This is a genomic window from Nonomuraea sp. NPDC005650 (genome assembly GCF_040605375.1).
Classification (GTDB): domain Bacteria; phylum Actinomycetota; class Actinomycetes; order Streptosporangiales; family Streptosporangiaceae; genus Nonomuraea.
Window position 1 is genome coordinate 273,630 of the sequence record NZ_JBEXCR010000004.1, and the last position, 23,258, is coordinate 296,887.

At 72.8% G+C, this 23,258-nt stretch carries 17 protein-coding genes; 8 read left to right on the forward strand and 9 right to left on the reverse strand.

Annotated elements, in window-relative coordinates:
* Positions 1 to 26: 26 nt before the first annotated feature.
* A complete protein-coding gene (locus ABZS69_RS09085; protein ID WP_355368859.1) occupies positions 27 to 3,986 on the reverse strand; it encodes a S8 family serine peptidase in 3,960 nt (1,319 codons plus the stop codon).
* Positions 3,987 to 4,163: 177 nt separating this feature from the next.
* Here ABZS69_RS09085 and ABZS69_RS09090 point away from each other — a divergent pair, with 177 nt between their 5' ends.
* Positions 4,164 to 5,138 (forward strand): helix-turn-helix domain-containing protein, encoded by a 975-nt coding sequence (locus ABZS69_RS09090; protein WP_355368861.1) that lies wholly within the window; start codon positions 4,164 to 4,166, stop codon positions 5,136 to 5,138.
* A gap of 33 nt (positions 5,139 to 5,171) precedes the next feature.
* Here the strand turns inward: ABZS69_RS09090 and ABZS69_RS09095 are convergent, their stop codons facing one another.
* Complete coding sequence (locus tag ABZS69_RS09095) at positions 5,172 to 8,660, reverse strand: WD40 repeat domain-containing serine/threonine protein kinase (RefSeq protein ID WP_355368863.1); 3,489 nt, start codon at positions 8,658 to 8,660, stop codon at positions 5,172 to 5,174.
* Between the two features lie 74 nt (positions 8,661 to 8,734).
* Between ABZS69_RS09095 and ABZS69_RS09100 the strand changes: the two genes are divergently transcribed.
* Positions 8,735 to 9,865 carry a histidine kinase gene (locus ABZS69_RS09100; RefSeq protein WP_355368865.1) on the forward strand — a complete coding sequence of 377 codons (1,131 nt, stop codon included), beginning with the start codon at positions 8,735 to 8,737 and terminating at the stop codon, positions 9,863 to 9,865.
* Positions 9,781 to 10,410: a response regulator transcription factor gene (locus ABZS69_RS09105; RefSeq protein WP_355368867.1), complete on the forward strand. Its 630-nt coding sequence runs from the start codon at positions 9,781 to 9,783 to the stop codon at positions 10,408 to 10,410. The genes ABZS69_RS09100 and ABZS69_RS09105 overlap by 85 nt, the downstream gene beginning before the upstream one ends.
* A gap of 15 nt (positions 10,411 to 10,425) precedes the next feature.
* Here ABZS69_RS09105 and ABZS69_RS09110 read toward each other — a convergent pair whose 3' ends face one another.
* The 5 genes from ABZS69_RS09110 to ABZS69_RS09130 form a co-directional block, all read right to left on the reverse strand.
* A complete protein-coding gene (locus ABZS69_RS09110; RefSeq protein WP_355368869.1) occupies positions 10,426 to 11,403 on the reverse strand; it encodes an FkbM family methyltransferase in 978 nt (325 codons plus the stop codon).
* 32 nt (positions 11,404 to 11,435) lie between these two features.
* On the reverse strand, positions 11,436 to 12,203 hold the full coding sequence (locus ABZS69_RS09115) for a DUF2267 domain-containing protein (protein WP_355368871.1): 768 nt from the start codon (positions 12,201 to 12,203) through the stop codon (positions 11,436 to 11,438).
* 68 nt (positions 12,204 to 12,271) lie between these two features.
* Entirely contained in the window at positions 12,272 to 12,397 is a 126-nt protein-coding gene (locus tag ABZS69_RS09120; protein ID WP_355368873.1) for a hypothetical protein, read from the reverse strand.
* An 80-nt stretch (positions 12,398 to 12,477) separates the two neighbouring features.
* On the reverse strand, positions 12,478 to 12,708 hold the full coding sequence (locus ABZS69_RS09125; protein WP_355368875.1) for a three-helix bundle dimerization domain-containing protein: 231 nt from the start codon (positions 12,706 to 12,708) through the stop codon (positions 12,478 to 12,480).
* 90 nt (positions 12,709 to 12,798) lie between these two features.
* Positions 12,799 to 13,155 (reverse strand): luciferase family protein, encoded by a 357-nt coding sequence (locus tag ABZS69_RS09130; RefSeq protein ID WP_355368877.1) that lies wholly within the window; start codon positions 13,153 to 13,155, stop codon positions 12,799 to 12,801.
* 224 nt (positions 13,156 to 13,379) lie between these two features.
* On the opposite strand from ABZS69_RS09130, the gene ABZS69_RS09135 reads away from it, so the two are divergent.
* The 3 genes from ABZS69_RS09135 to ABZS69_RS09145 all read left to right on the forward strand — a co-directional run bounded on the left by ABZS69_RS09135 (position 13,380) and on the right by ABZS69_RS09145 (position 17,497).
* Positions 13,380 to 14,798 carry an alkaline phosphatase PhoX gene (locus ABZS69_RS09135; protein ID WP_355368879.1) on the forward strand — a complete coding sequence of 473 codons (1,419 nt, stop codon included), beginning with the start codon at positions 13,380 to 13,382 and terminating at the stop codon, positions 14,796 to 14,798.
* Between the two features lie 236 nt (positions 14,799 to 15,034).
* Positions 15,035 to 16,453, forward strand: coding sequence for an amidase (locus ABZS69_RS09140; RefSeq protein WP_355368881.1), 1,419 nt, complete (start codon positions 15,035 to 15,037; stop codon positions 16,451 to 16,453).
* An 84-nt stretch (positions 16,454 to 16,537) separates the two neighbouring features.
* Entirely contained in the window at positions 16,538 to 17,497 is a 960-nt protein-coding gene (locus ABZS69_RS09145) for a hypothetical protein (protein ID WP_355368883.1), read from the forward strand.
* 19 nt (positions 17,498 to 17,516) lie between these two features.
* On the opposite strand, the gene ABZS69_RS09150 is transcribed toward ABZS69_RS09145, so the two are convergent.
* Positions 17,517 to 18,458 (reverse strand): LysR family transcriptional regulator, encoded by a 942-nt coding sequence (locus tag ABZS69_RS09150; RefSeq protein WP_355368885.1) that lies wholly within the window; start codon positions 18,456 to 18,458, stop codon positions 17,517 to 17,519.
* Positions 18,459 to 18,530: 72 nt separating this feature from the next.
* Here ABZS69_RS09150 and ABZS69_RS09155 point away from each other — a divergent pair, with 72 nt between their 5' ends.
* On the forward strand, positions 18,531 to 19,895 hold the full coding sequence (locus tag ABZS69_RS09155; protein WP_355368887.1) for an MFS transporter: 1,365 nt from the start codon (positions 18,531 to 18,533) through the stop codon (positions 19,893 to 19,895).
* Positions 19,892 to 22,114 (forward strand): arylsulfatase, encoded by a 2,223-nt coding sequence (locus ABZS69_RS09160; protein WP_355368889.1) that lies wholly within the window; start codon positions 19,892 to 19,894, stop codon positions 22,112 to 22,114. Before ABZS69_RS09155 ends, ABZS69_RS09160 begins: the two co-directional genes overlap by 4 nt.
* 203 nt (positions 22,115 to 22,317) lie before the next feature.
* Here the strand turns inward: ABZS69_RS09160 and ABZS69_RS09165 are convergent, their stop codons facing one another.
* Entirely contained in the window at positions 22,318 to 23,178 is an 861-nt protein-coding gene (locus ABZS69_RS09165; protein ID WP_355368891.1) for a trypsin-like serine protease, read from the reverse strand.
* Positions 23,179 to 23,258 lie beyond the last annotated feature (80 nt).

The window sequence follows — 23,258 nt, forward strand, 5'->3', positions numbered from 1 at the left end:
CGGTGTCCTGCCCCCGCCGGCCGTGTTCACTTCACGAGGTAGGCGTCGGCGAGGGTCTGCTGGACGGAGTTGCCGTCCTTGTCCTGCGCCTCGACCTTGATCGAGATGCTGCCGGGGCCCTTGGGGTTGAGCGCCAGCACCTTGCCGCCGGGCAGCACCGTGGCCCGCGTCCAGTGCGCGCCGTTGTCGGCGGAGATCCAGACTCCCCGCAGCGACGCCGACCGGCCGCCCTCCGCCTTGACGGTGAAGGCGAACGGCCTGCCGCCCTGGACGGTGTCGTTCTCCGGCAGCCCGAGCTCGTAGCGCAGCCGGATCATCGGCACCTGGGCGCAGGGCTGCTTGTCCTCCCACAGCGCGGTGTCCAGGCAGGTGTAGGGCGTGCTGTCACCCGTCGGGCGGGCGGAGCGGAACGTCCAGGCGGTTTCGACGCCGGCGCCGGCGTGCTTGCCGGGGAACGCGTCCTTCCACGAGCTCGTCACCCGGTACGTGCCGGCCCCGGCGGGGACGGTGTAGTAGGGCACGCCCAGGTCGTCGTACTGCGGTTCGACCTCGGCGGCGCCGTTGAACAGGCGGATCTCCTCGGTCCCCGGCGCGCCCTGGTACATGTGGGCCGGGTCGGAGGCGTCGGAGTAGTAGCCGAAGCCGATCGGGCTGAGCGCGCGCAGCCGCAGCCGGTCGCCCTGGCGGCAGCCGTCGCAGTAGATGGCCTGGCTGACCCAGTCCGGCAGGCCGGAGCCGGTCGCGAACTGCACGGGCATGATGGCCTCGTTCCAGTCCTCCCGCTCCTGGCCGGCCCGGGTGAAGCCGCGCGTGGAGGAGGCGAAGCGCGCGCCGCCCGAGCCGGGGTCGAGGAAGGTGTAGTCGCGCTCCCACAGGATGTCCCGGCCGGGGGAGTTGTAGTACTCGGTCCTCGTCGCGGGCCCGGTGAAGGAGTGCGAGCCGCGGATGCTGAAGCGCTGCTCGGGCGAGTAGGTGTGGTTGACCTCGGTGAAGTCCGCGTACGGCCCCCACGTGCCCGTCTGCGGGGCGAACCGGGCGTGGTAGGTGGTGTCGATCTCGGTGAGGTCGCGGGCCTTGGGCGCGAAGTTCAGGCGGCCCGCCGTGGTCCCCTTCAGGTAGTAGGCCAGCTTGTACTCGAACGGGGTGGTCGGCGTGGTGCGCAGCGCGGCGCTCGGGTACGGCTTGCGGGACAGGGCCTTGCCGAGCCGGTCGGCCTCGCCGCTGTCGAGGTACAGCACCGGGATCTTGTTCTGGGCGGTGTACGCCGAGGCGGTGAGCAGCCAGGCGAACCGGTCGCCGGTGACCACGCCCGCGGCCCCCGCCTTGATGGCCAGGTCCAGGTCGGCCAGGAAGAGATCGAGGGAGTCCCTGGCCGGGAGGTGGACGAGCTTGCCGCGCACGTTCGCGCCGCCGCGCATGTCGTCGCCCGTGGTCAGGCTCAGGCGCTGGTCGGCGGCGAACTTCGGCACCTGCGCGTCGTGCTCGCCGACGTAGTGGGGGGTGAGCCGGAGCCCGGGCACGCTGAGCTCGACCTCGGGGGCGCGGCGGACCTGGTCGAACAGCACCGTGGAGGTGCCCACCGTGGGCGCCTTCCGCGTCGGCGTGACCCAGAACCGGCCTCTGGTGACCGGCTCGTAGCTGAGCAGCGAGGCGCCCCCGTACATCTGGCCGGAGGCCGTCGTGCGGGCGACCATCACGTTCATGAACACCGGCTCCGAGGTGCGCGGCGTGCTCACCTGGATCGGTTCGAGGTCGGTGGCGTCCAGGGTCACCGTGGTGTCGCCGTCGAGCTTGATCTCGGGGGCGAGCAGCGCGGCGTACTGGATCTGCCGGTCGGGCTTGGTGTACCACCAGGGCATGTCGCCGATGGAGTAGACGCCGCCGTGGGCGAGCTTGAGCTCCGTCTCCAGCGTGCCGGGCGTGTCGGTGGTGCGCCAGCTCTCGGTGGCCGTGGTCATCGGCTCCCCCTGGAGGAGCGGGTCGGTGTCGCTGACCCGGAGGGCGGACACGGCGCCCGGGTTCAGCGTCCATTCCGGTTTGCCGACGAGCCTGACGCGCACGGTGTCCATCTCGGCGCCCTTGTGGAAGGCGATCGGCGCCGTCAGCCGGGCCGTGCCGGCGGTGGCCGTCAGGCGGCCCTCGTACCAGCCGGGGTCGCCGAGCGTGGGCTCGACGGTGAGGTCCGCGCTCGCGGTGCCGCCCGCGGGGACGGTCAGCGACGACGGGGTGAGCGTGGCCATCCCGGCGGGCGGCTGGGCGTCATCGCGCTTCAGCGTCATCGACAGGGCCAGCGTGACGGGCTCCTTGCCGGCGTTGCGGAAGGTCACCTTCCTGGTCAGCGTCTGGCCGTCGTACGGGTCGGTGAACCCCGCGTGCACCGTCGCCAGGTCGTCGAAGACCTGCTGGGTGACGGCCCGCCCGAGGTCCAGGCGGCCCGAGCCCTGCTCGTAGACCGGTGCGTCGCCCGGCTTCGCGGTGCCCGTCAGCGCGGTCTTGAGCTGGCCGGCCGTCCAGTCGGGGTGCTGGGCGGCCAGGACGCCGGCGGAGGCGGCCACGTGCGGGGCGGCCATCGAGGTGCCGGACGCCGCGGTGTAGTTGTCGTCGATCGGCCCGCCGCCCGGGACGCTGCTGCCCGCGCCCAGCGAGGTGCCCGCCGCGCGCGCGGCGACGATGTTCACGCCGGGCGCGGTGATCTCCGGCTTGATCGCGAAGTCCGCGCCCAGGCGCGGGCCGCGGCTGGAGAACGAGGCGATCTTGTCGGCCGAGTCGACCGCGCCGACGGTGAGCGCCGAGGCCGCCGCGCCGGGGGAGGCGATGGTGTACCGGCCGGGGCCCGAGTTGCCCGCCGCGACCACGAACAGCGTGCCGTACTGGGCGGTCAGCTCGTCGGCCGCCTGGCTCAGCGGGTCGGTGCCGTCGGTCGGGTTCTGGCTGCCCAGGCTCATGTTGACCACCCGGGCGTGCTCGGTGGCCGCCTGCCACTGCATCGCCGCGATGATCTCGGAGTTGTTGCCGCCGCCCGTGTCGTCCAGGGCCTTGGCGATGGTCAGCCGGGCGCCGGGGGCGACGCCCTTGTATTTGCCGTTCGAGGCGGCGCCGCTGCCCGCGATGATGGACGCCACGTGGGTGCCGTGACCGTGCCGGTCGGTGACCTCCTCGGGGTTGCCGCCGCCAGGCCTGCCGGCGGGGACGAAGCTGCGGGCCGCGACGACCTTGCCCTGCAGGTCGGGATGGGCCAGGTCGATGCCGCTGTCGATGACGCCCACCGTGGCGCCCGTGCCGTCGTACCCGGCCGCCCAGGCGGCGGGGGCGCCGATCTGCGGGTTGCTGACGTCGTCGAGCGCCTTGACCTTGCCGTCGAGCCACACCTTGCGCAGGCCGCTCGTCAGGGCCTTGACGTCGTTCCGGCCCCCTCCCAGAGACTGCCAGAACGCGGGCGCCTGCTTCTTGTCCACCTTGATCGCGGCGCCGTCGATGCTCTCCAGCACCATCGGCTCCGTGCCGCCCTTCAGCGACCTGGCCTTGCCCGCCAGGTCGGCGGCCTTGGTCTGCGGCTGGTACTGGACGATGAGCGGGAGCTGCGCGCTCTTGGCGTCGCCGTAGCCGTTGGCCGCCAGGTAGTCGACGTTGAACAGCTCCTTGTCCAGCAGTCCCTTGTCGACGTAAGGCGCGGCGTCAGCGGGGATCACGTAGTAGCCGTGGTCGTCCTGCCGGGCCTGGTACGTGCGCGCCTCCTGGCCCTCGACGGGCTCCAGCGTGGCCGAGGCGCGGCCCGCGCCGTCCTTCGCGTACGTGACGGTGTCCCCGGTGATCAGCGTGATCCTGACCGGAGCCAGGCCGGCTGCCTGCGCGTTCGCCCCGGTGACCGGCGCCGTCCCGGTCGTCGCGGCGGCCGTCCCCGGGACCGCGGCGAGCGGGACGGCCAGTAAGGACGCGAATGACGCGAATAAGGCCACGAGGCCGCGGCGCCGGGGGGTGGACAGCATACGCATACCTTTCTCCAGACCTGAGAAAACGCCGGCCATTCGTCGCTCGCGCGCGATGGAGATCGTTTCCTCGCTGACCTAATCTGGGAATCAGTCAGGGCACAAGCCCGCCGAACGGGCCAAAACCCGCCAGATGGCGGTAACCCGCCATTCCCGTCACCGGGAGGAAGGGTGTCGATGCTCGAAGCGATTGGCCTGTCACCGGCCGAGAGCCGCCTGTACGCGACGCTCGTCGAGAACCCGCGGTCGTCCGCCGCCGAACTCGCCACGCATTGCGGCGTCTCGACGCTCCTGGCGGCCCGCACGCTGGCGGCCTTCGCGCGGCGCGGCCTGGCCAGCAGGCTGCCGGGCCGCCGCGCCCGTTACGTCGCCGTCGCCCCCGACGTCGCCTTCCGGCCGCTGCTCACCCGCCAGGAGGAGGAGCTCCACCAGGTGCGCACGGCCATCCACGAGCTCACCACGTCGTTCCACCTGGCCTCCCGCTACGCGGCGCACCCGGCCGAGCAGGTCGAGGTCGTCACGGGGACCGACAACATCATCAGCAGGGCGTACGCGCTGCAGGACAGCGCGCAGACCATGTTCCGCAACATCGACAAGCCCCCGTACGTCATGCGCGGCCACGCCGACAACGTCGAGCGGGAGCGGCGGATGCTCAAGTCGGGCATCGACTACCGCAGCGTGTACGACCTGGAGTCCGTGGCGCTGCCCGGCAAGTTACGGCTCATCCAGGACTCCGTCGCGCGGGGCGAGAAGGCCCGCGTGGTGGCCGACGCGGCGGCCAAGATGTGGATCGCCGACGACGCGCTCGCGCTGATCCCCATCCGCAACGGGGCGTACGCCATCGACGCGGCGTTCATCCTGCACCAGTCCGCCCTGCTCGACGCGCTGATCGCGCTGTTCGAGCTCGAATGGCGGCGGGGGTTCCCGCTGCGCGCGGCGCCCCGGCCCACGACGGCCGCCGACGAGCCCGACGAGCTGACCAGGGATCTGCTCGCGCTGCTCGCGGGCGGCCTGACGGACGAGGCCATCGCGCGGGCGCTGGGCCTCGGGCTGCGCACGGTGCAGCGCCGCATCCACACCGTCATGCAGGACCTGAACGCCGTCACCCGCTTCCAGGCGGGGCTGGCGGCCAGGGAACGCGGCTGGATCTAGCCGGTCACGGCACGTCCGCCCGCCGGGTGTCCGCTATCGGGCCGCGCACACGTCCTGGTACGGCACGTCCTCCAGGTAGCGGTCCCATTCGGCGGGCGTGAGCGTGCGACCGGCCCGCGCGCACACCTTCCCGACCACCAGCGCGTCCCCGACGGGCACCTCGCGCACGGCCCCGGCCGTCAGGCCGTCCTGCATGCCGACGTACAGGACGTTCCCGTCGGCGCCGAAGGCCATGGACGAGGGGTCGAACTCCCCGACCCGGTACGAGCTGCCGAGCCGGCGCCTGGAAGGGACGTCCCAGAGCTCGAGCACGCCCTGGTCGGTGGCCGTGGCGAGGGTTCTGCCGTCCGGCGAGAAGACCGCGCTGGAGCTGGTGCCGGCGGCGCGGGGCAGGGCGGGGCGCAGCGGGGTGGGCCCCTTGACGTCCCACAGCGCGATCCGGTGGGTGGCGGGTTCCTGGACGGCCAGGAGCCCGTCACGGCTGATGGCCAGCGCGCCGGAGTCGCCGAACCCGGAGCCGGTGGCCTTGCCGGTCATCACGTCGACGAGCCGGCCGTCGCCCGAGACGAACACCTGCCCTCCCGGAAGGAAGGGGCCGACGCTGAGCCGGGTCTGGTACGAGGCCACCACGCGGCCGTCGGCGGCGTCCAGCACGACCTCGCTCGCCAACGGGCTCTCCCCCAGCAGGAGGGTGATGGCGATCCTGCGCCCGTCGGGGGTGAAATGGAGGTACGCCGGCTGGTAGTCGCCCTCCCCCACCCGCTTGGACCAGAGCTTCTTCCTGGTCGCCAGGTCCCACAGGGTGACCGTGCGGTCCATGTCGGCGAGGGCCAGCCTGGTGCCGGCGTCGTCCATGCCCTGGGTGGGCCCTTCCTCCCTGAGGGGTATGCGGCCTGCCTCCTTGCGCGTCCGCAGGTCGAACACGCTCAGCTCGGTGCCGCTCGTCGCGGACACCGCCCAGCGGGCGTCGCCGCTGAGCAGCGGCGTGTCGGGCACGGCGACGGACGGGGTGCGCGGCGCGAGGTCCACGCTGATGACGGTGTCGTCGACGAGGTAGCGCAGCGTCCTGCCGTCGGGGTCGAAGCGGACGTCGCCGAAGTCGCCCTCGGCGCGGTAGCGCAGGACGGTCCGCTGGTCGGCGATGCGCATGACCTCCAGGTCGCGGCCGTAGAAGCCGGCGATGTAGCGCCCGTCGGCGCTGAACCGGAGCCGCGCGGAGTCGTGGCAGATCCCACAGTTCAGCGTCTCCTTCAGCTCGCGCTTCCGACCGGTGACGGCGTCCACGAGGACGATGTCGCCCGCGACGTCGGAGCAGGCCAGGGTCTTGCCGTCCGCGCTGTAGGCCGCCAGCACATGGTTCCGCACGCAGGCGGGGAAAGGGCGCTCGGCGGTCCAGCCGGGCAGGGCGATCTGGTCGAACCGGTGGCCGGGCAGCAGCAGATGTCTCCCCGTCGGGTCGACGAGCGGCGCGGGAGTCTGCGCCATCGTCCGGTTCGCGTAGACCAGCCGGCCGAACTGCCTGCCGGTGGTCACATCGACGAGGAAGGGGACGTCGTCGGCCATGGTGACCACGAGCGTCGTCTCGTGCTCGCCGAACACGACGCCGTAGCCGCCGTTCCCGGTCGGCGGGAGCGATTTGCGCACCAGCGTCCTGCCGGTCTTCAGGTCCCAGACGCCGAGCTCGTCCGAGGTGGTCTGGGCGAGCAGACGTCCGCTGCGGCTGAGCGCGGGGTCCTGGATGATCGTCCCGCGCAGGGTCATGCCGGGCCGGCTCGCCGTCCGCCTGCCGGTGCGCACGTCGTAGACGTTGACGCCGCCCTCGCTGAAGCTGACCAGCGTGCGCCCGTCGCGGCTCAGCGTCCGCCGGCCCATGCCCTTGACCGGCGGGTCGCGGAAGGCGGCCGTCTCCTGCTGCTGGAGCGAGCCCATCAGGCTGGAGCGGGCCTCCGGCTGCGGCGACACCCGGTACGCGGCCACGCTGAGCAGCATCGCGAGCCCCGGATCGGTCGTGCGCATGCGGTCGGCCTCGGCCGCGACCTGCTTGGCGGTCAGGATGTCGAGCCGCTCGACGGCCTGCCGGCGCTGCCACACGGCCAGCCCGCCCGCCACCAGGGCCACCGCCAGCAGCCCCGCCAGCGCCGTCGTGACCAGCGTCCTGCGCCGGGCGCGCCTCCTGGTCAGCTCCGTGCCCGCACGCAGGAAGTCGCGCTCGAACGGGGTCAGCGTCAGGTGCCTTCGGCCGGTCGCCGCCCAGCTCAGCGCCCGCTCCAGGCGGCTGCCCTGCAGCACGTCGCCGTCGCGACGGCCGTGCTCCTCCCAGTGCCGGGCCGCCGCGTTGATCTGGTCCAGCATCGCCAGCCCGGCGCGCTCGGCGTCCATCCACGTGCGCAGGCGCGGCCAGGCCCGCAGCAGGCCGGGACGCGCCAGCGCCACCGAGCCGTCCCTGGCGGTGAGCACGTACGAGAACGCCTCCAGGATCCGCCGGACGGCCGCCGCCTCGTGGTCGGGACGGCCGCCGAACAGCTCCTCGCGGGCGGCCCGGCGCAGCGTCTCCTGGCCGTCGTCGCCGACGGCGACCAGCCGCAGGAACACCTCGGCCGCCAGGTCGCGCGCCTCCGGGCCGAGCGCGCCGTAGGCGTCCTCGGCGATCGCGCCCAGCGCGGGGTCGTCCCGGTCGGACGCCCGCATCCCCCCGGCGCGGCGGCTTCCGGCCGCCAGCAGCCCGCCCACGTCGGTCCCGTCGCCGCTGACCAGCGCCAGCAGCAGGTCGCGGGCGGACGGCCGGGCCCGCGGATCCTTCTCCAGCGCGGCCTCGATCAGCGCGGCCAGCGCCGGGGGCAGCGCGCTCACGTCCGGGTGGTGCGTCAGCACGCGGTGCATGACGCCGCCCAGGTTCTCCCCGCCGAACGGGTCCTGGCCGGTGGCCGCGAACACCATGATCGCGCCCCACGCGAAGACGTCGGCCGCCGTGCCCGCCCGCTGCCCGGTCAGCACCTCGGGCGCCATGTAGCTGGGCGTGCCCGCCAGCTCGCCGGTGTTGGTCAGCGACATCTCCGCCGTCCTGGCGATGCCGAAGTCGATCACGCGTGGCCCGTCGGGGCCGAGCAGCACGTTGTCCGGCTTCAGGTCGCGGTGGACGACGCCGGCCTCGTGGATCGCGGTGAGCGCCGTGGCCACCGCCGTCGCCAGCCGGTGCAGGTCGTCGCCGGTGAAGCGCCGCCCGTCCCGCACGGCCTCGCGCAGGCTCGGACCCGGCACGTACTCCGAGACCAGGAACGGTTTGCCGCCGTCGAGATCGGCCGCCAGCAGCCGGGCGGTGCAGAACGAGGCCACCCGCTCCGCCGCGGCCGCCTCCTTGGCGAACCGCCCGCGCCCTCCCGCCGCGTGCAGCACCTTCACCGCCACCCGCCGGCCCTCGGGGTCATAGGCGTCGTACACGACGCCCTGCCCTCCCGAGCCGAGCCGCCCGGCCAGCCAGTAGTCCCCGATCCGCTGCGGATCTCCCGCGGTCAACGCCTCCACGGCGGGTTAGATGCCCACCGGTGCGCCGAAGTTGCGGCGGATCCTGACCCGAGGTTGCGCGTATCGTCGGGTCGGTGAGCTTGATGTGGGTCGCCGACGCCGTGCCGGCGCTGGCCGCGCTCTCATTGGCGGGGCTCGCGCCGTTCCGCCCGCGGCTCCGGGCGCGCCTGCCCGCGCTGACCCTCCTGGCCGCGGCCCTCTCCCTGGCCGTCACGCTGGCCCACGTCGTGGGCGCGGCGGAGGCGGTGCCGGGCGCCGACGCGCTGGGCCTGGCCGAGGGCCTGGCGCTCGCGGTGCTGGCCGGCCTGGTCGTCCGCTACGCGCCGCCCCGGCAGGCGGCTCCGGCCGCGTCGGCGGCGGGCCTGGCCGGGGCGGTCTGGCTGCTGCGGTTCTTCTTCCCGGTCTCGCCGCTGGAGGCGGTGGGCGCGTGCGCGTTCTGGGGGCTGGGCGCGCTCCTGGCCGCCGCCGTGGGCGGCTACCTGCGCTTCCTCGACGTACGGCAGGAGCGCGCGGCGGCCGACGCCCGGACCGCGCTGCGGCTGCGGCTGGCCAGGGACCTGCACGACTTCGTCGCCCACGACATCAGCGAGATGGTGGCGCACGCCCAGGCGGGCATGGTGGCGGGCGATCCGCTGCGCGCCCTCGAACGCGTCGAGGCGGCCGGCCAGCGCGCCATGTCGATGCTGGACCGGACCCTGGACACGCTGCACCACGACCGCCCGCTCGCCCCCGCGGGCGACCTCGACGGCATCCGGGCCGCCGCCGAGCGCTTCTCCGCGGCGGGCCCGGCCGAGGTCCGCCTGCGCGTGGACCCGCTGCCGGAGGTGCCCCCGGACGTCGGGGCCCTGGCCTACCGGATCGTGATCGAGGGGCTGACCAACGTGCGGCGGCACGCCCCGGGGGCGGCCCGGGTCGACCTCGCCGTGACCGGCGGGTCCGGCGCGCTCGAGATCACCATGACCAACGACGGCGTGGCGCGGGCGCGGGGCGGCCGGCGCGGCGGGTCCGGCCTGCCCGGCCTGGCCGCACTCGTCCGGGAGCAGGGCGGCGACCTGGTGGCGGAGGCCGTGGCGGACGGGTGGTCGCTGGTCGCCCGGCTGCCGCTGGCACAATCGCCGGGGTGGCCATCCGCATCCTCATCGCCGACGACCAGGAAGGCATCCGCGCCGCCTTCCGGCTCATCCTCGACGCCCAGCCCGACATGACGGTCGTGGCCGAGGCCGCCGACGGCCGGGCCGCGATCGAGACCGCCGGGGCGATCGGGCCCGACGTCGTGCTCGCCGACATCCGCATGCCGGGGGCCGACGGCATCGAGGTGGCCCGCGCCCTGGCCGGCACCGGGATCCACGTCGTGATCGTCACCACGTTCGGGCTGGACGAGTACGTTCACGCGGCGCTGCGGAACGGCGCCTCCGGGTTCGTGCTCAAGCGCTCCGGCCCCGCGCTGCTGGTCGAGGCCGTCCGGGCCGCGATGAACGGCGACATGCTCATCAGCCCCCAGCTCACCGTCCGGCTGCTCCGGCAGCGCGGCCTGCCGCCCGAAGTGCCGCACGTCGTCCTCACCGGGCGCGAGGAGGAGATCGTGGCGATGGTGGCGCAGGGCAGGACCAACGCCGAGATCGCCACCGAGCTCTTCCTCGCGCCGGGCACGGTCAAGAACCACATCGCCGCGATCCAGCGCAAGATCGAGGCCAGGAACCGCGTCGGCATCGCCGCGTGGGCCTGGGCCACCGGCCGCGCCGAGCCGTGACCTCCGGGCGCGCGCTCAGCCGAGGCCGTGCCACTGCCGCAACGCGTCGAGGTGCTCCCGCCGGCCGACGGCGGCGAGGTTGGAGCGGTAGAGGCCGATCGCGCCCGGGTCGTCGAGGTCGGTCCGCGTGCACGGCCGCAGGGAGTTGTCCAGCTCGTCGATCACGAAGACCCAGGGGTAGCGGGCGAAGACGAGGTCGAGCAGCTCGCCCGCGGCGCAGCCGCAGTTCTCCTGGAGCTCGGGGTGCACCTCGAACAGCAGCGCCGGCAGGGCGGCCAGGCTCTCGGCCGCGCCCCGCAGCACGAAGCCCTCGTAGCCCTCGACGTCGATCTTGATGAGGTCGGGCGGGCCGAGTCCGCCGTCGGCGAGGTAGGAGTCGATCGAGGTCATGGGAATGGTGAGGGCGCCCGCGGCCGTGCCGACGTTCGCCGCCGCGGCCGAGTGCTTGCCCGTCTGCTCGCCCGACAGGTGCACGGTCAGCCGGCCCGGCGCCGCCCCCACCGCCAGGGGCTCGACGGTCACGCGGCCGGCGAGGTCGTTGCGCTCCACGTTGCGCCGCAGGTAGCCGAGGTTCTCCGGCACCGGCTCGAAGGCGATCAGGCTGCCGTCCCTGGGCAGGCGCGCCGCGCCCGTGCAGGTGTAGACGCCGATGTTCGCCCCTACGTCGAGGACGGAACGGCTGATCGAGGCCAGCCGCTCGAAGACGCCGACCTCGAACTCCTCGTAGTACCCCGCCGAGACCGACGGCATGATCGTCGCGTCCCAGGCCGGGCCGGTCAGCACGACGCCCCGGTAGCGGGCCTCGGCGTCGCGGTCCCCGGTGGCCACGCCCAGCCGGAACACCGCGTGGTAGAGCCGGTTGACCAGGGCGAAGCGCCGGATGCTGCGACCGTGTAAGAGCTTGCGGGCCAGGGGGCTGCGGTTCGCCGCCCTGGCCGCCCGCATCACCCGGATGGCGAGACCTTGCCGTAGTCGCTTGATCGAGGTGGCCATGAACGCATTTTGCTCGTAGTAAATGCTGATTGTCAGGGATGTGGGAGCAGAGTGCGGTATTCGTTGGGCAACTGGACCGTCACGTCGAAATACTCCTCACCGGCGATCGCCTCGCGCAACATGGCGAAGACCGCGCCGGCGTGCTCGCGCGCCTTCTCGGGGGAGACTCCCTCGCGCTCGGCGATCCGGCGGACGAACTCCTCCAGCGGCCTGCGGGCGGCGGCCGCGCCCACCCCGCGCTTCAGCGGCGCGTGCAGCGGGGCGGGCAGCTGGCTGACCAGGTTCTCGACCTCGCCAGGGGCGACGCTCTCTGCGAGCGTCTCCAGCGCCGCCTCGGTGGCCCGGCGCGCGCCCTCGGGGTCGAGCCCGGCCCGTTCCGCGACCCCGGCCAGGAACTCCCTGGCCGGCACGATCTCGACGTAGCGGCGCTCGGCCTCCGTGATCAGCGGCTCGAAGTCGTGCGGGAGGTCGGCGGTCATGTCGGCGAACTCCTCGGGGCTCACGGCCTGCCCCATCGCCCAGAAGACCGCGCGGGCGTGCCGCCCGGCCGTCTCGGCGTCGACGCCGGCGCGCTCGGCCACCCGCCGGAGGAACTCGCCGACGCCGAAGGTCTCGGGGTCGCGTTCGGTGTAGAGCCAGGGCATCGCCTCCGGGGGCAGTTCCCTGAGCAGATCCCGGCTCTCCACCTTCGAGAGCCGCTCGGAGAGCGTGCGGAACGTGGCCTGCACGGCGCGTTCCGCGGCCCGGGGCCCCGCCCCGGCCTGCTGCTCCACGATCTTGAGGAACTGATCGTAATTCATGCCTGCTCCCAGGGCCGGACTGTCGCGTTCGGGCCGTCAGCTACCCCGGAAAGGGACGCCGTCACAGGTCAGGGGACCAGCCGGCCGAGCACCGGGGCCGACTGCAGGAACACCAGGACGCAGAGGACGAGCAGCAGCACCGAGCTCCACCCGATGACCCGGCGGAACAGGTTGCCCTCCTCGATCGTCGGCACCACGCCCACCTTCTCGGCCGGCCGCCGAGACCGCACGCGAGGTGTCCCGCACGCTGGGGGCGCCGATGGAGCCCCTCACCTCACATCGGTGACGGGACCTCCGTCAGGGCACCGCGGCGCAGTAACTCCTTGGAGTCGTGTTCCACCAGCACCGGGATGAAATCGCGGACCGGGCTGTTCGCGAAGCGGTCATACGCCTCCCGCACGGCCGCCTCGACCTGCTCGGCCGAGCGCGTGCCGGTGTATCTGGCGATCAGCCGGTTGACCACGTCCTGGATCGCCTCACGTTCGAGGCGCTCGTCGTACGCCATGAATTCGTCATAGCACGTTCCATCGCCCGCCGCATAGAGGACTTTTTCTGTATAAATCAGTCACCTAGGGCGGATGGCCCATGGCCGATATCAGGCGACCTCCGACGCGTGCGCCTTGATCGCCACGCTGGTCAGCGCCAGCAGCAGGTCGAGGTCGGGCTCGGCCTCCAGTCTCAGGGCCACCCACGCCGGGTCGGCGCACGTCTGTACCTGCTCGCAGTCTCGCAGGTACGGCTCCAGCCGGCCGATCGCGGGCTCCGTCAGGCGCAGACGCACCTCGTCCGCGCCGGTCAGGCGCAGGATCTCGATGCCGCGGACGGCGAAGGCCACTCCACGCCTGGTGTCGCTCAGCTCCAGGGCCGGCCAGGACAGCAGCTGGGTCACCGCGCGGGCCACGTACGGCCCCCGGCGCCCGGTCGATCGCCGCCTGGCGGAAATGACTGTCACGTTTCCATGCTGATGCACCGGACCGCCGACCCGCCATCGTCCGTTCTTCAACTGTTATCCGCGTCGTGAGAAAGCCGAACCCCGCCGAGCCGTTCGAGGTGACGGGTGCGGGCCGGTTGTTCAACCGGCGTTCATGATGCGGACAGCGGGCGGCGCGGCGGCCGTCTCCGTGGCATCGTTGGGTCGGCTGGTGTAAAAGCGTCAGACGCTAGAGGAGATGTCCCGTGTCCTCACCTGATTCCCCTCGTCCCATCGCGCGCCGTTCCTTCCTCGGCCGCACCGCCGCCGGAAGCCTCGGCATCGCGTTAGCCGGCAGCTACGAGGCCATCGCAGGCCCGGCCGCGATCGCCGCCACCCGGCCCCCGCAGGGCTACGGCCCGCTGGTCCCCGACCCGGCCGGGATCCTGGCCCTGCCGGCCGGGTTCACGTACCGCATCGTCGCGGAGGCGGGGGTGACCCTGCTGGAGAGCGGCGAGCCGACCCCGAGCGACGCCGACGGCACCGCGAGCTTCTCGCACGGGCGGGGCGGCACGCTGGTCAACAACCACGAGATCGGCGGCAGCGAGCCCTACCGGGTGCCGGCGCTGCCCGGCCTCACCTACGACCCGGGAGCCGGCGGCGGCACCACGAACATCGACGTCGACGCCCGCGGCGAGCGGATCCGCGAATACGTCAGCCTGGCCGGCACCCACAACAACTGCGCCGGCGGCAAGACCCCCTGGAACACCTGGCTGACCTGCGAGGAGACCGAGCAGCGCGCCGGCGGGGCCTACCAGAAGGACCACGGTTACGTGTTCGAGGTCGACCCGTTCGACCGCGAGGCCAACCATGACCCGGTGCCGCTGAAGTTCCTCGGCCGCTACGCCCACGAGGCCGTCGCCGTCGACCCGAGGACGTCGGCGATCTACCTGACCGAGGACGCCGGCGGCCCGAACGGGCTGTACTACCGGTGGACCCCGCCGAGGCGCTTCCACGGCCGCAAGGGCGCGCTGCGCGCGCTGGCGCTGTCCGAGGGCGGCGACACCGCGGGCAAGCTGGAGGCGCTGAGCTGCTACCGGGACGACACGCACATCGCCGACCTGTCGGAGGCGACCGAGCCGGGCACGCGCTTCAAGGCCCGCTGGGTCGAGGTGCCCGACCGCGACGCGAAGACCCAGTCGGTACGCCTGCAGTTCGCCAACGACCAGGTCACCCGCAGCCGCAAGCTGGAGGGCGCCTGGTGGGGCGACGGGGGCGCGTACTTCGTGGCCAGCTTCGCCCGTCACACCGACGGCAGCGTCAACGAGCACGACGGCCAGGTGTGGTTCTACGACCCGCGCACCGAGACGGTCACCCTCAAGGTCATCTTCGGCGTCAACCCCGACCCCAGCCAGGACACCGACTATGACGGGCCCGACAACATCACGGTCTCCCCGTACGGCGGGGTGATCCTCGCGGAGGACGGCGAGGGCATCCAGCACCTGATCGGCGTCAGCACGCAGGGCAAGTCGTACCCGATGGCCCGCAACGACCTCAACGACAGCGAGTTCACCGGCCCGGCCTTCAGCGCCGACGGCCGCATCCTGTTCGCCAACATCCAGTCGCCCGGCCACGTCTTCGCCATCACCGGCCCGTGGCGGAGCCACGGGCACGCCGACGACTGACGCGGATCCGCCCTCCCGGCCGCCGGACAAACCGTTCGACGGCCAGGGGCGGCATCCGTCACCATGGTCGTGATGTACCGAGCGTAGAAGCACCTCGATCACAGCAGGCGATGGTCCCGGAGCGACCGTCGCCTGTGTTCAGGCTGTCCGTCATCCGGCGGCGCGCCCCGCGCGCCGCCCACCGCCACATGTGATCGAGGTTGCGGGCGTCGAGGACGCCCAGAAAGAGGCTCTCCATGGAGCTCCATGAATACGCGCGGTACGACGCCGTCGGGATCAGGGATCTGATCAGGTCGGGCGAGGTCACCGCCGGCGAGGTCGAGGCCACCGCCAGGCGGGCCCTGGCGATCGCGGACGCCCAGGTGAACGGCCTGGCCCTGCCGGTGTTCAGCCCGGCGCTGGACCACGCCGGGGACGGGCCGTTCGCCGGGGTGCCGTTCCTGATCAAGGATCACGGGCCGGTGGCCGAGGGGGTGCCGTTCACCCTCGGCAGCCGGGCCCTGCCGGGCGTCGTCCCCACGCACGACACCGCCCTGATGGCCCGGTTCCGGGCCGCCGGCCTGGTCACGCTGGGCCTGACCACCGTCCCGGAGCTGTGCGTCAGCTTCGCCACCGAATCGCTCAGGTACGGCCCCACCCGCAACCCCTGGGACCCGGACAGGGGCGTGGGCGGGTCGAGCGGCGGCGCGGCCGCCCTGGTCGCCGCCGGCGCCGTGCCCGTCGCGCACGCCAGCGACGGGGCCGGGTCCATCCGCGTCCCGGCCTCCTGCTGCGGGCTGGTCGGGCTCAAGCCGAGCCGCGGCCGGATCACCTGCGGTCCCGACGCGGGCGAGGCCATGCTCGGCATGTCGTACGAGTTCGCGCTCACGCGGACCGTCCGCGACGCCGCGCACCTCCTGGACGCCGTCCAGGGGCCCGGCATCGGCGACAAGTACACCGCGCCGCCCCCGCGGGGCAGGTACGCCGACGAGGCGGGGGCCGACCCCGGCCGGCTGAGGGTGGCGGTGACCACCGAAGCCTGGTCGGGGACGGCGGTGGACGCCCGGGTGGCCGAGGCGGCGGTCCTGGTGGGCCAGGCGCTGGAGCGGGCCGGGCACGGGGTCACCGAGGCGAGCCCGGCCGTGGACTGGGAGGCGGTGATGCGGAGCCTGGCGGCCGAGTGCGTGGCGATCGCCTCCACGCTGCTCATGGCCCCCAGGCAGCCCGACCCGGCCCGGATGGAGGCCGTCTCCCGGCGGTTCCTGCGGGCGGCGCGGGAGTACACCGGGCTGGACCTGCTGGCCGCACTCGACGCCCAGAACCGGGTGACCCGCTCGGTGGCCGCGTTCTTCACCGAGTACGACCTGCTCGTCACCCCCACGCTGGCCCGTCCGCCCGCGCCGCACGGCACGCTGCGCTACGACGACCCCGGCCACACGATGACGAGCTGGCTGGAGTCGCTGACCGACTACGGGCCGTTCACGATGGTGTTCAACGTCACCGGGCAGCCCGCGATCAGCCTGCCGCTCGGCCACGCCGGCGGGCTGCCCGTCGGCGTGCAGATCGTCGCCCCCTACGGGCGCGAGGACCTGCTGTTCCGGATCGCCGCCCACCTGGAACAGGCGATGCCATGGAAGGGGCGCACCCCTCCGGTCTTCGCCGGAAACCGTACCTGAGGTGCCGAACGGCATGCCCGCCGGCGTCGAGAGGTGCCGAACGGCATCTGGCCCGGCGAGGGGCCCGCCGGGAGGCTTGACCGCATGGAAACCCGCACTTCTGGCCGCCGCGCCCACGCGGCGGCGCTGTGGGCGCTGGGCTACGGCCTGCTCGGGGCGGCCTGGGCGCTGGGGGCGCCCGGCTTCCCCTGGGGCGCCTCGGACCCCGACCCGGACGGGGCGCTGTCCGTCCTGGCCGGGGTGACGCCGGGCTTCGGCTGGTGGATCGCCGCCTTCGCGCTGCTCACCCTGGCGACGGCGCTGGCGCTGAGCCGCGGGGGCGGCGGCCGCGCGCCGCTCTACCTGGCCTGGCCGATCGCCGTGCTCCTCGTCCTGGTCGTCCCCGACTCCCGGCTCATGATGGGCGTGGCCTACACGCCCCTCCTGCTGGTCGCGCCGCTCTTCGGCTGGAGCCTGGGCGGCGCGACCCTCGCCGACGCCTGGCCGTGGCCGGTGCTCAACCAGCTCGTCTGCGTGCTCGGCGGGCTGCTCCTGGCCGGCGCGGCGCTGGCGTACGGGCGCGACAGGGGCGTGGCGGGCTGGTTCACCCCCGAGCGGGGGCGCCGGGCCGTGTACGTGGCCGTCGCGGTGCCGCTGGTGTACTGCCTGACCCGGTGGGCGTGGGCGCTGGGCCTCCCGCTCGGCGTGAGCCCGGAGTTCCTCGCCCAGGGGGAGGACGGCCTGTGGCTGGCCGGCGCGTACCTGGCGACCTTCGGCGCGTTCGGCGGCGTGCTCACGCTCGGGCTGACCCAGCGGTGGGGTGAGGTCTTCCCGCGCTGGATCCCCGGCCTGCGCGGCAGGCGGGTGCCGCTGCTGCTGGCGGTCATCCCCGCCGGGTTCGTCTCGATCGTCGTCACCGTGGCCGGGCTGACCTACATCAGGGCGACGATCGCCGGCCGGTTCACCCTGGACGAATGGGGCGCCTGGCTGCCGGAGTGCTTCTGGCCGATCTGGGGCGCCGCCCTGGCCACGGCCACGACCTGCTACTTCCGGCGCCGCTCCTGACAACCCTCGGCCCGCGGGGTCACGGCGGCCAGGTGGCGGTGCGGGCGGTCAGGGCCGGGGCCTCCCGGTGGAGGAGCTCCAGGAAGGCGTCCGCCGGCTTGGTGGACACGCGTCCCGCCTTCCGGTAGACGCGGATCTCCCGGTGCCACAAGGGGGCCGGCAGCGGCCGGGTCACCACGTCGTCCCCGAACACCGCGACCTGGGCGGCGAACGCGCCCAGGATCGCCACCCCGAGGCCCGCCGCCACCATCGCCGAGATCGTGGTGGCCTGCGCGATCACCATGATCTCGACGGGGTCGGCGCCCACCCGGTCGAGCCGGTCGCGGTAGTCGGCCCAGCCGCCGTACGGGTCGCCGGTGACCAGGACGGTCTCGTCGGACAGCAGCCTGAGGTCCACCGGCGAGGCCGTGGCCAGCCGGTGGCCTCTCGGGGCCACCAGCACGATCTTCTCGTGGAACAGGTGCGCCGAGGGGACGGTGTGATACACCTGCGGCACGTCGGAGGTGCGCAGCGCGATGTCGAGCTCGCCGTGGGCGACGGCCTCCTCCAGCTGCAGCGGGTCGCCCTCGCGCAGCACCACCGTGACCCCGGGGTGCAGCCGCCGGAACCGCTGGATCAGCGGCGCCAGCAGCACGGCGCTCAGCCCCGGGTAGCCGCCCACCGTGACCCGGCCCTTGAGCTCGGCGCGCAGGGCGCGTACCTGGTCGACCCCCGTCTGGACCTCCGCCAGCGCCGCACGGGCCCTGGGCAGGAACCTGGCGCCGGCGGCGGTGAGCGTGACCTCCTTGCTGGTGCGGGTGAGCACCGTGTCGCCGAGCGCCTGCTCCAGGGCGGCGATGTGCGCGCTGACCCGGGGCTGCGAGCGGCCCAGCACGCGCCCGGCGGCGGTGAAGCCCCCGTGATCCACGACCGCCACGAAGGTGGCCAGCCAGCTCAGCTGCAGGTCCAGACGTTCGATCATCCGGAAAACGTATGGTTTTGAGTCGGGCTATGGCAATAGACGAATGGTTGCGCGTGTCCTAAATTCCCCGATATGACGAGCGAGATTGTGGAGTTCGATGCGGGACGCATGACCAGGGGTCAGCGCAGAATAGCGCTGACCGCCATCGGCGGCTACTACGTGGACGGCTACGACCTGCTGGTTCTGTCCGGCGCCCTGCTCGGCATCGTGCCCGAGCTCTCCCCGAACCCCGGCGTCCTCGGCCTGGTGGGCGCCTCCGCGTTCGTCGGCATGGCCCTCGGCTCCCTCCTGACCGGCCCGCTGACCGACCGCTTCGGCCGGCGGCCGGTGTTCTTCGCCTCGATGGCCGTCTTCGTGCTGGCCTCGCTCGGCTTCCTGTTCGTGGACGACGTGTGGCAGCTCATCGCGCTGCGGTTCTGCGTCGGGTTCGCGATCGGCGCGGACATGCCCGCCTCGGCCGCCCTGATCGCGGAGTTCATCCCGTCCAGGAGGCGCGGCACGTTCACCGGCCTGGGCGGGGTGGCCTGGATGCTGGGCGCGCTGACCGCCATCGCCGTCACGCTGCTGGTCTTCACGGCCTCCGGGGTGGAGCACTGGCGCTGGGTGATGGCGACCGGGGCCGTCGCGGCGGTGCTGCTGCTCTTCCTGCGCCGCCGCACGCCGGAGTCTCCGTACTGGCTGCGCGCCCACGGCCGCCACGAGGAGGCCCTGGCCGCCTGGCGGTACGCCACCTCCGGAGAGGCCGGCCCGGCCGAGCCCGCCGCGCCCGCGCCCGCGACCGAGCCCGCCGCGACGGGCGGCGGGCAGCCGGCCCCGCTGCGGCTGCTGTTCCGCCGGCCGCTGGCGATCATGATGGTCATGCTCTGCGTGTACTGGGGCTGCAACAACCTGTACGGCTCGGCCATCCTGCTCTACCAGCCCAGCCTGATCAAACGCATCGTCACGCCGAGCACGTTCACCTCGCTGCTGTTCACCGCGTCCACGACGGCGCTCGCCGTGATCCTGGGCCTGATCGTCTGCCTGTGGGTGATCGAGTCGATCGGCCGCCGCTTCATCGCGATCACCGGCACGGCGGTCGCCGCCGTGTGCACGTTCCTCATCTGGGCCGGATTCGGCACCTCGTGGCTCGTCCTGGTGGCCTTCGCCGTCACCATCGCGGTGATCAACGGCGGCACCTCGCTGGCCTTCTACTCCTGGGCGCCCGAGCTGTTCCCGGCGTCCGTGCGGGGACGCGCCGTCGGCATCGTGAACATGGTCGGCAAGACCGGCAGCGTGGTCGGCACGCTGGCGCTGCCCAGCATGTTCGAGGCGCTCGGCGCGGTCTCCTTCCTGATCATCTCGGCCCTGGCCGTGCTGAACGCCGTGGTGACCTTCAGACTGGCCCCGGAGACCCGCGGCCTGACCCTGCGCCAGCTCGAAGAAGGGAAATACTCGTGACCACCGGACACGTGGGCCGCACCTACCAGGACTCCACGCCGTGGTGGCCGGAGCCCCCCAGGCCCCGCGAGGGAGCGCCCGACGTGATCGTGGTCGTCCTCGACGACGTCGGGTTCGGCAGCCTCGGCTGCTACGGGTCCGAGATCGCCACCCCCACGATGGACGCCCTGGCCGCCGGCGGGCTGCGCTACACCAACTTCCACGTCACGCCGCTGTGCTCGCCCACCCGCGCCTCGCTGCTCACCGGCCGCAACCACCACGCCGTCGGTATGTCCCTGCTGTCCAACGCCGACAGCGGCTTCCCCGGCAAGCGCGGCACCGTGACCCACCGCGCGGCCACGATCGCCGAGGTGCTGCGCGACACCGGCTACAACACCTACGCCCTCGGCAAGTGGCACCTGGCGCCCATGGACCAGACCAGCGCGATCGGCCCCTACGACCAGTGGCCGCTGGGCCGGGGCTTCGACCGCTACTACGGCTTCCTCGAGGGCATCAGCGATCAGTACCATCCCGAGCTGGTCCAGGACAACCACCGGGTGGAGCCGCCCAGGACGCCGGAGGAGGGCTACCACCTCACCGAGGACCTCGTCGACCGGGCCATCGCCTGCGTCTCCGACCACAAGTCCGTGGGGCCCGACAAGCCGTACCTCCTCTACCTGGCCATGGGCGCGGGCCACGCGCCGCACCAGGCGCCCGAGGAGTATCTGCGGCGCTACCGGGGCCGCTACGACGAGGGCTGGGACGTGATCAGGCGGCGCCGCCACGCCCGGCAGGCCGAGCTCGGGATCATCCCGCCCGGCACGGCGCTGGCGCCCCGCAACGACGGCGTGCGGCCCTGGTCCGAGCTCCCCGAGGAGGAACGCGCGGTCGCCGCCCGGCTGCAGGAGGCGTTCGCCGCGATGATGGAGCACACCGACGCCCACCTCGCCCGGCTCGTCGCGCACCTGGAGCACATCGGCACCCGCGAGAACACGCTGATCGTGCTCCTGTCGGACAACGGCGCCAGCCAGGAGGGCGGCGCGCTCGGCAACACCAACTCGATCGCCTACGAGAACGGCGACGCCGTCTCCCACGCCGACAACCACGCCCGCCTCGACGAGATCGGCGGCCCCCGGTGCCACGGCAACTACCCCTGGGGCTGGGCGCAGGCGGGCAACACCCCGCTCAAGCGGTACAAGCAGAACACGCACGCGGGCGGCGTCCGGGCCCCGCTCATCGTCTCCTGGCCGGGGCGGGTCCCCGAGGGCGGCGTGCGGACGCAGTTCCACCACGTCATCGACGTGACCCCGACGATCCTGGACGTCGTCGGCACCGGGATGCCGGGGACGTACCGGGGGCTCGCGCAGCTGCCCGTGCACGGCGTGTCCATGCGCTACACGTTCGCCGACGGCGCGGCGCCGACCCGCCGCACCACCCAGTACTTCGAGATGTACGGACACCGCGCGATCTGGCACGAGGGGTGGAAGGCCGTGGCCTACCACGAGCGCGGCACCTCCTACGACGACGACCGGTGGGAGCTTTACCACCTGGACGACGACTTCTCCGAGTGCCACGATCTGGCGGCCGAGCGCCCCGACGTGCTCCATGAGCTGATCGGCCGCTGGTGGTCCGAGGCCGACCGCTACGACGTCTTCCCCCTGGACGACCGCAACTTCGCCGAACGGGCCGCGAAATACCACAGCGCGGCCTCGCCCAGGCGGCGGCGGAGCTTCGTGCTCTACCCGGAGATGAGCCGCATCCCGGGCGGCGTCACCCCGCTGATCTACGACCGCTCCTACCGCATCGACGCCGAGGTGCGGCTGCGGGAGGGCGACGAGGGCGTGCTGATCTCGCAGGGCGACGTGAACGGCGGTCACGTCCTGTACATAACCGGAGGCCGGCTCCACTACGAGTACAACCACCAGGGCACCCGCTACCGCGTGCGCGGCAACCGCCTCCTGCCGCCGGGCGAGCACGTCCTGTCGATGATCTTCACCAGGACCGGCCCCCTCCAGGGCGTGGCCTCCCTGGCGGTGGACGGCCGCCCCGACGGCGGGAAGGAGCCGCTCACGACCGCCCGCTACCTGATCGGCTGGCAGGGGCTGGTGCTGGGCCGTGACGCGCTGTCACCGGTGAGCTGGGACTATCCGCGCGGTTTCCCCTTCACCGGCACGATCGAGCGGGTACGCGTGGAGCTGGACGACGATGTCCCGGACACCGTCCACGAGACCTTCGACTGACGGGAGTAACCGGGCGCGCTCGTGACCCGCTCTTGGCGTCGATCTCAGTACGCTCCCGTGCGTGATGGATGACAAGAGCCGCGGCAGGCGGCGCATCAGCATCGACGGAGCAGGCATCGAGAGGCGCAGGACGGCGATCCAGGCGCTGGTGGATCAGGCGCCGCCGCCGGCGGCCGAGCGCGTCCCGATGCCGCGGCCCATCTTCAGCGTGCGCTCGGAGAGCTCGGAGGCGTCGCTTGCGCGCTCGGAGCCGCCGATGGCGCCACTGGCTCCGATGGCTGGGCGGGTCCGGGAAGGCTGACGTACTTGCCCAGGAACTTCCGCGCCGAGGCGGAGTCCAGGCGGTAGTCGTAGTTGGTCTTCTTGCAGGCGTCGTCGGCACCGGAGATCGTCGTGGCGATGAGGAGGTGCGAGGTGACTCCGCCCAGGAAGTTCGGGCCGCCCGAGTCGCCGAAGCAGGTGCTGCCGTCGCCCTTGGTGGACAGCGACAGGTTGAGCCATCTCCGGGTCATGCTCTTGAAGGAGATGGTCGCCTGGTGGCGTGTGTCGGTGTAATGAAAGCGCTGGTCACGCGGCCTCTTCATGGTGGGCTGGAGCGAGCCGTACCCGACGGGGGTGAATCGGGCGGACTCCAGCCTGTTCTCGGCCTCGAGGAGGTCGAGCAGGCCCGCGGGCGGCAGCTGGGCGGGCGTGATGCTCAGGATGGGCTTGTCGAACACGACGACGGCCATGTCGTGGAGCTCGGACTTCGCCGAGAAACGCGGATCCGGGATGTAACGGCCGGAGTAGAGCTGGGCCCCGCGTTTGTAGTGGCCGGCGAAGGAGACCTTGGCGGTCTTCTGCTTCGGCTCACCGCAGTGGGCGGCGGTGAGGAAGACTGTCGGTGAGATGAGCGTTCCCGTGCAGTACGCCCACGTACCGTCGGGATTCTGCTCATCGGAAATGAGAGCCCCTACTTCCGGGTGTGCGTCACCGTCGGCGGAGCCGTTGGTGATGGCCGCTGCGGGAGTCGCGGTGTACGCCACCGTGGCAGCGACAACCAGGACAAAAGGGACATAACGCATCCCCGAAGCTTAGGTGTCAGCGGGCACTGAATGATACGAATGAGGAAAAAGATCTACTCATATTCGCAGGCACGGCCAGT

Coding starts and splice junctions, on each gene's coding strand:
- ABZS69_RS09115 (WP_355368871.1), bottom strand. CDS start 12,203: ATGAATTACGATCAGTTCCTCAAGATCGTGGAGCAGCAGGCCGGGGCG.
- ABZS69_RS09140 (WP_355368881.1), top strand. CDS start 15,035: ATGGAGCTCCATGAATACGCGCGGTACGACGCCGTCGGGATCAGGGAT.
- ABZS69_RS09150 (WP_355368885.1), bottom strand. CDS start 18,458: ATGATCGAACGTCTGGACCTGCAGCTGAGCTGGCTGGCCACCTTCGTG.
- ABZS69_RS09155 (WP_355368887.1), top strand. CDS start 18,531: ATGACGAGCGAGATTGTGGAGTTCGATGCGGGACGCATGACCAGGGGT.
- ABZS69_RS09085 (WP_355368859.1), bottom strand. CDS start 3,986: ATGCTGTCCACCCCCCGGCGCCGCGGCCTCGTGGCCTTATTCGCGTCA.
- ABZS69_RS09125 (WP_355368875.1), bottom strand. CDS start 12,708: ATGGCGTACGACGAGCGCCTCGAACGTGAGGCGATCCAGGACGTGGTC.
- ABZS69_RS09110 (WP_355368869.1), bottom strand. CDS start 11,403: ATGGCCACCTCGATCAAGCGACTACGGCAAGGTCTCGCCATCCGGGTG.
- ABZS69_RS09145 (WP_355368883.1), top strand. CDS start 16,538: ATGGAAACCCGCACTTCTGGCCGCCGCGCCCACGCGGCGGCGCTGTGG.
- ABZS69_RS09165 (WP_355368891.1), bottom strand. CDS start 23,178: ATGCGTTATGTCCCTTTTGTCCTGGTTGTCGCTGCCACGGTGGCGTAC.
- ABZS69_RS09090 (WP_355368861.1), top strand. CDS start 4,164: ATGCTCGAAGCGATTGGCCTGTCACCGGCCGAGAGCCGCCTGTACGCG.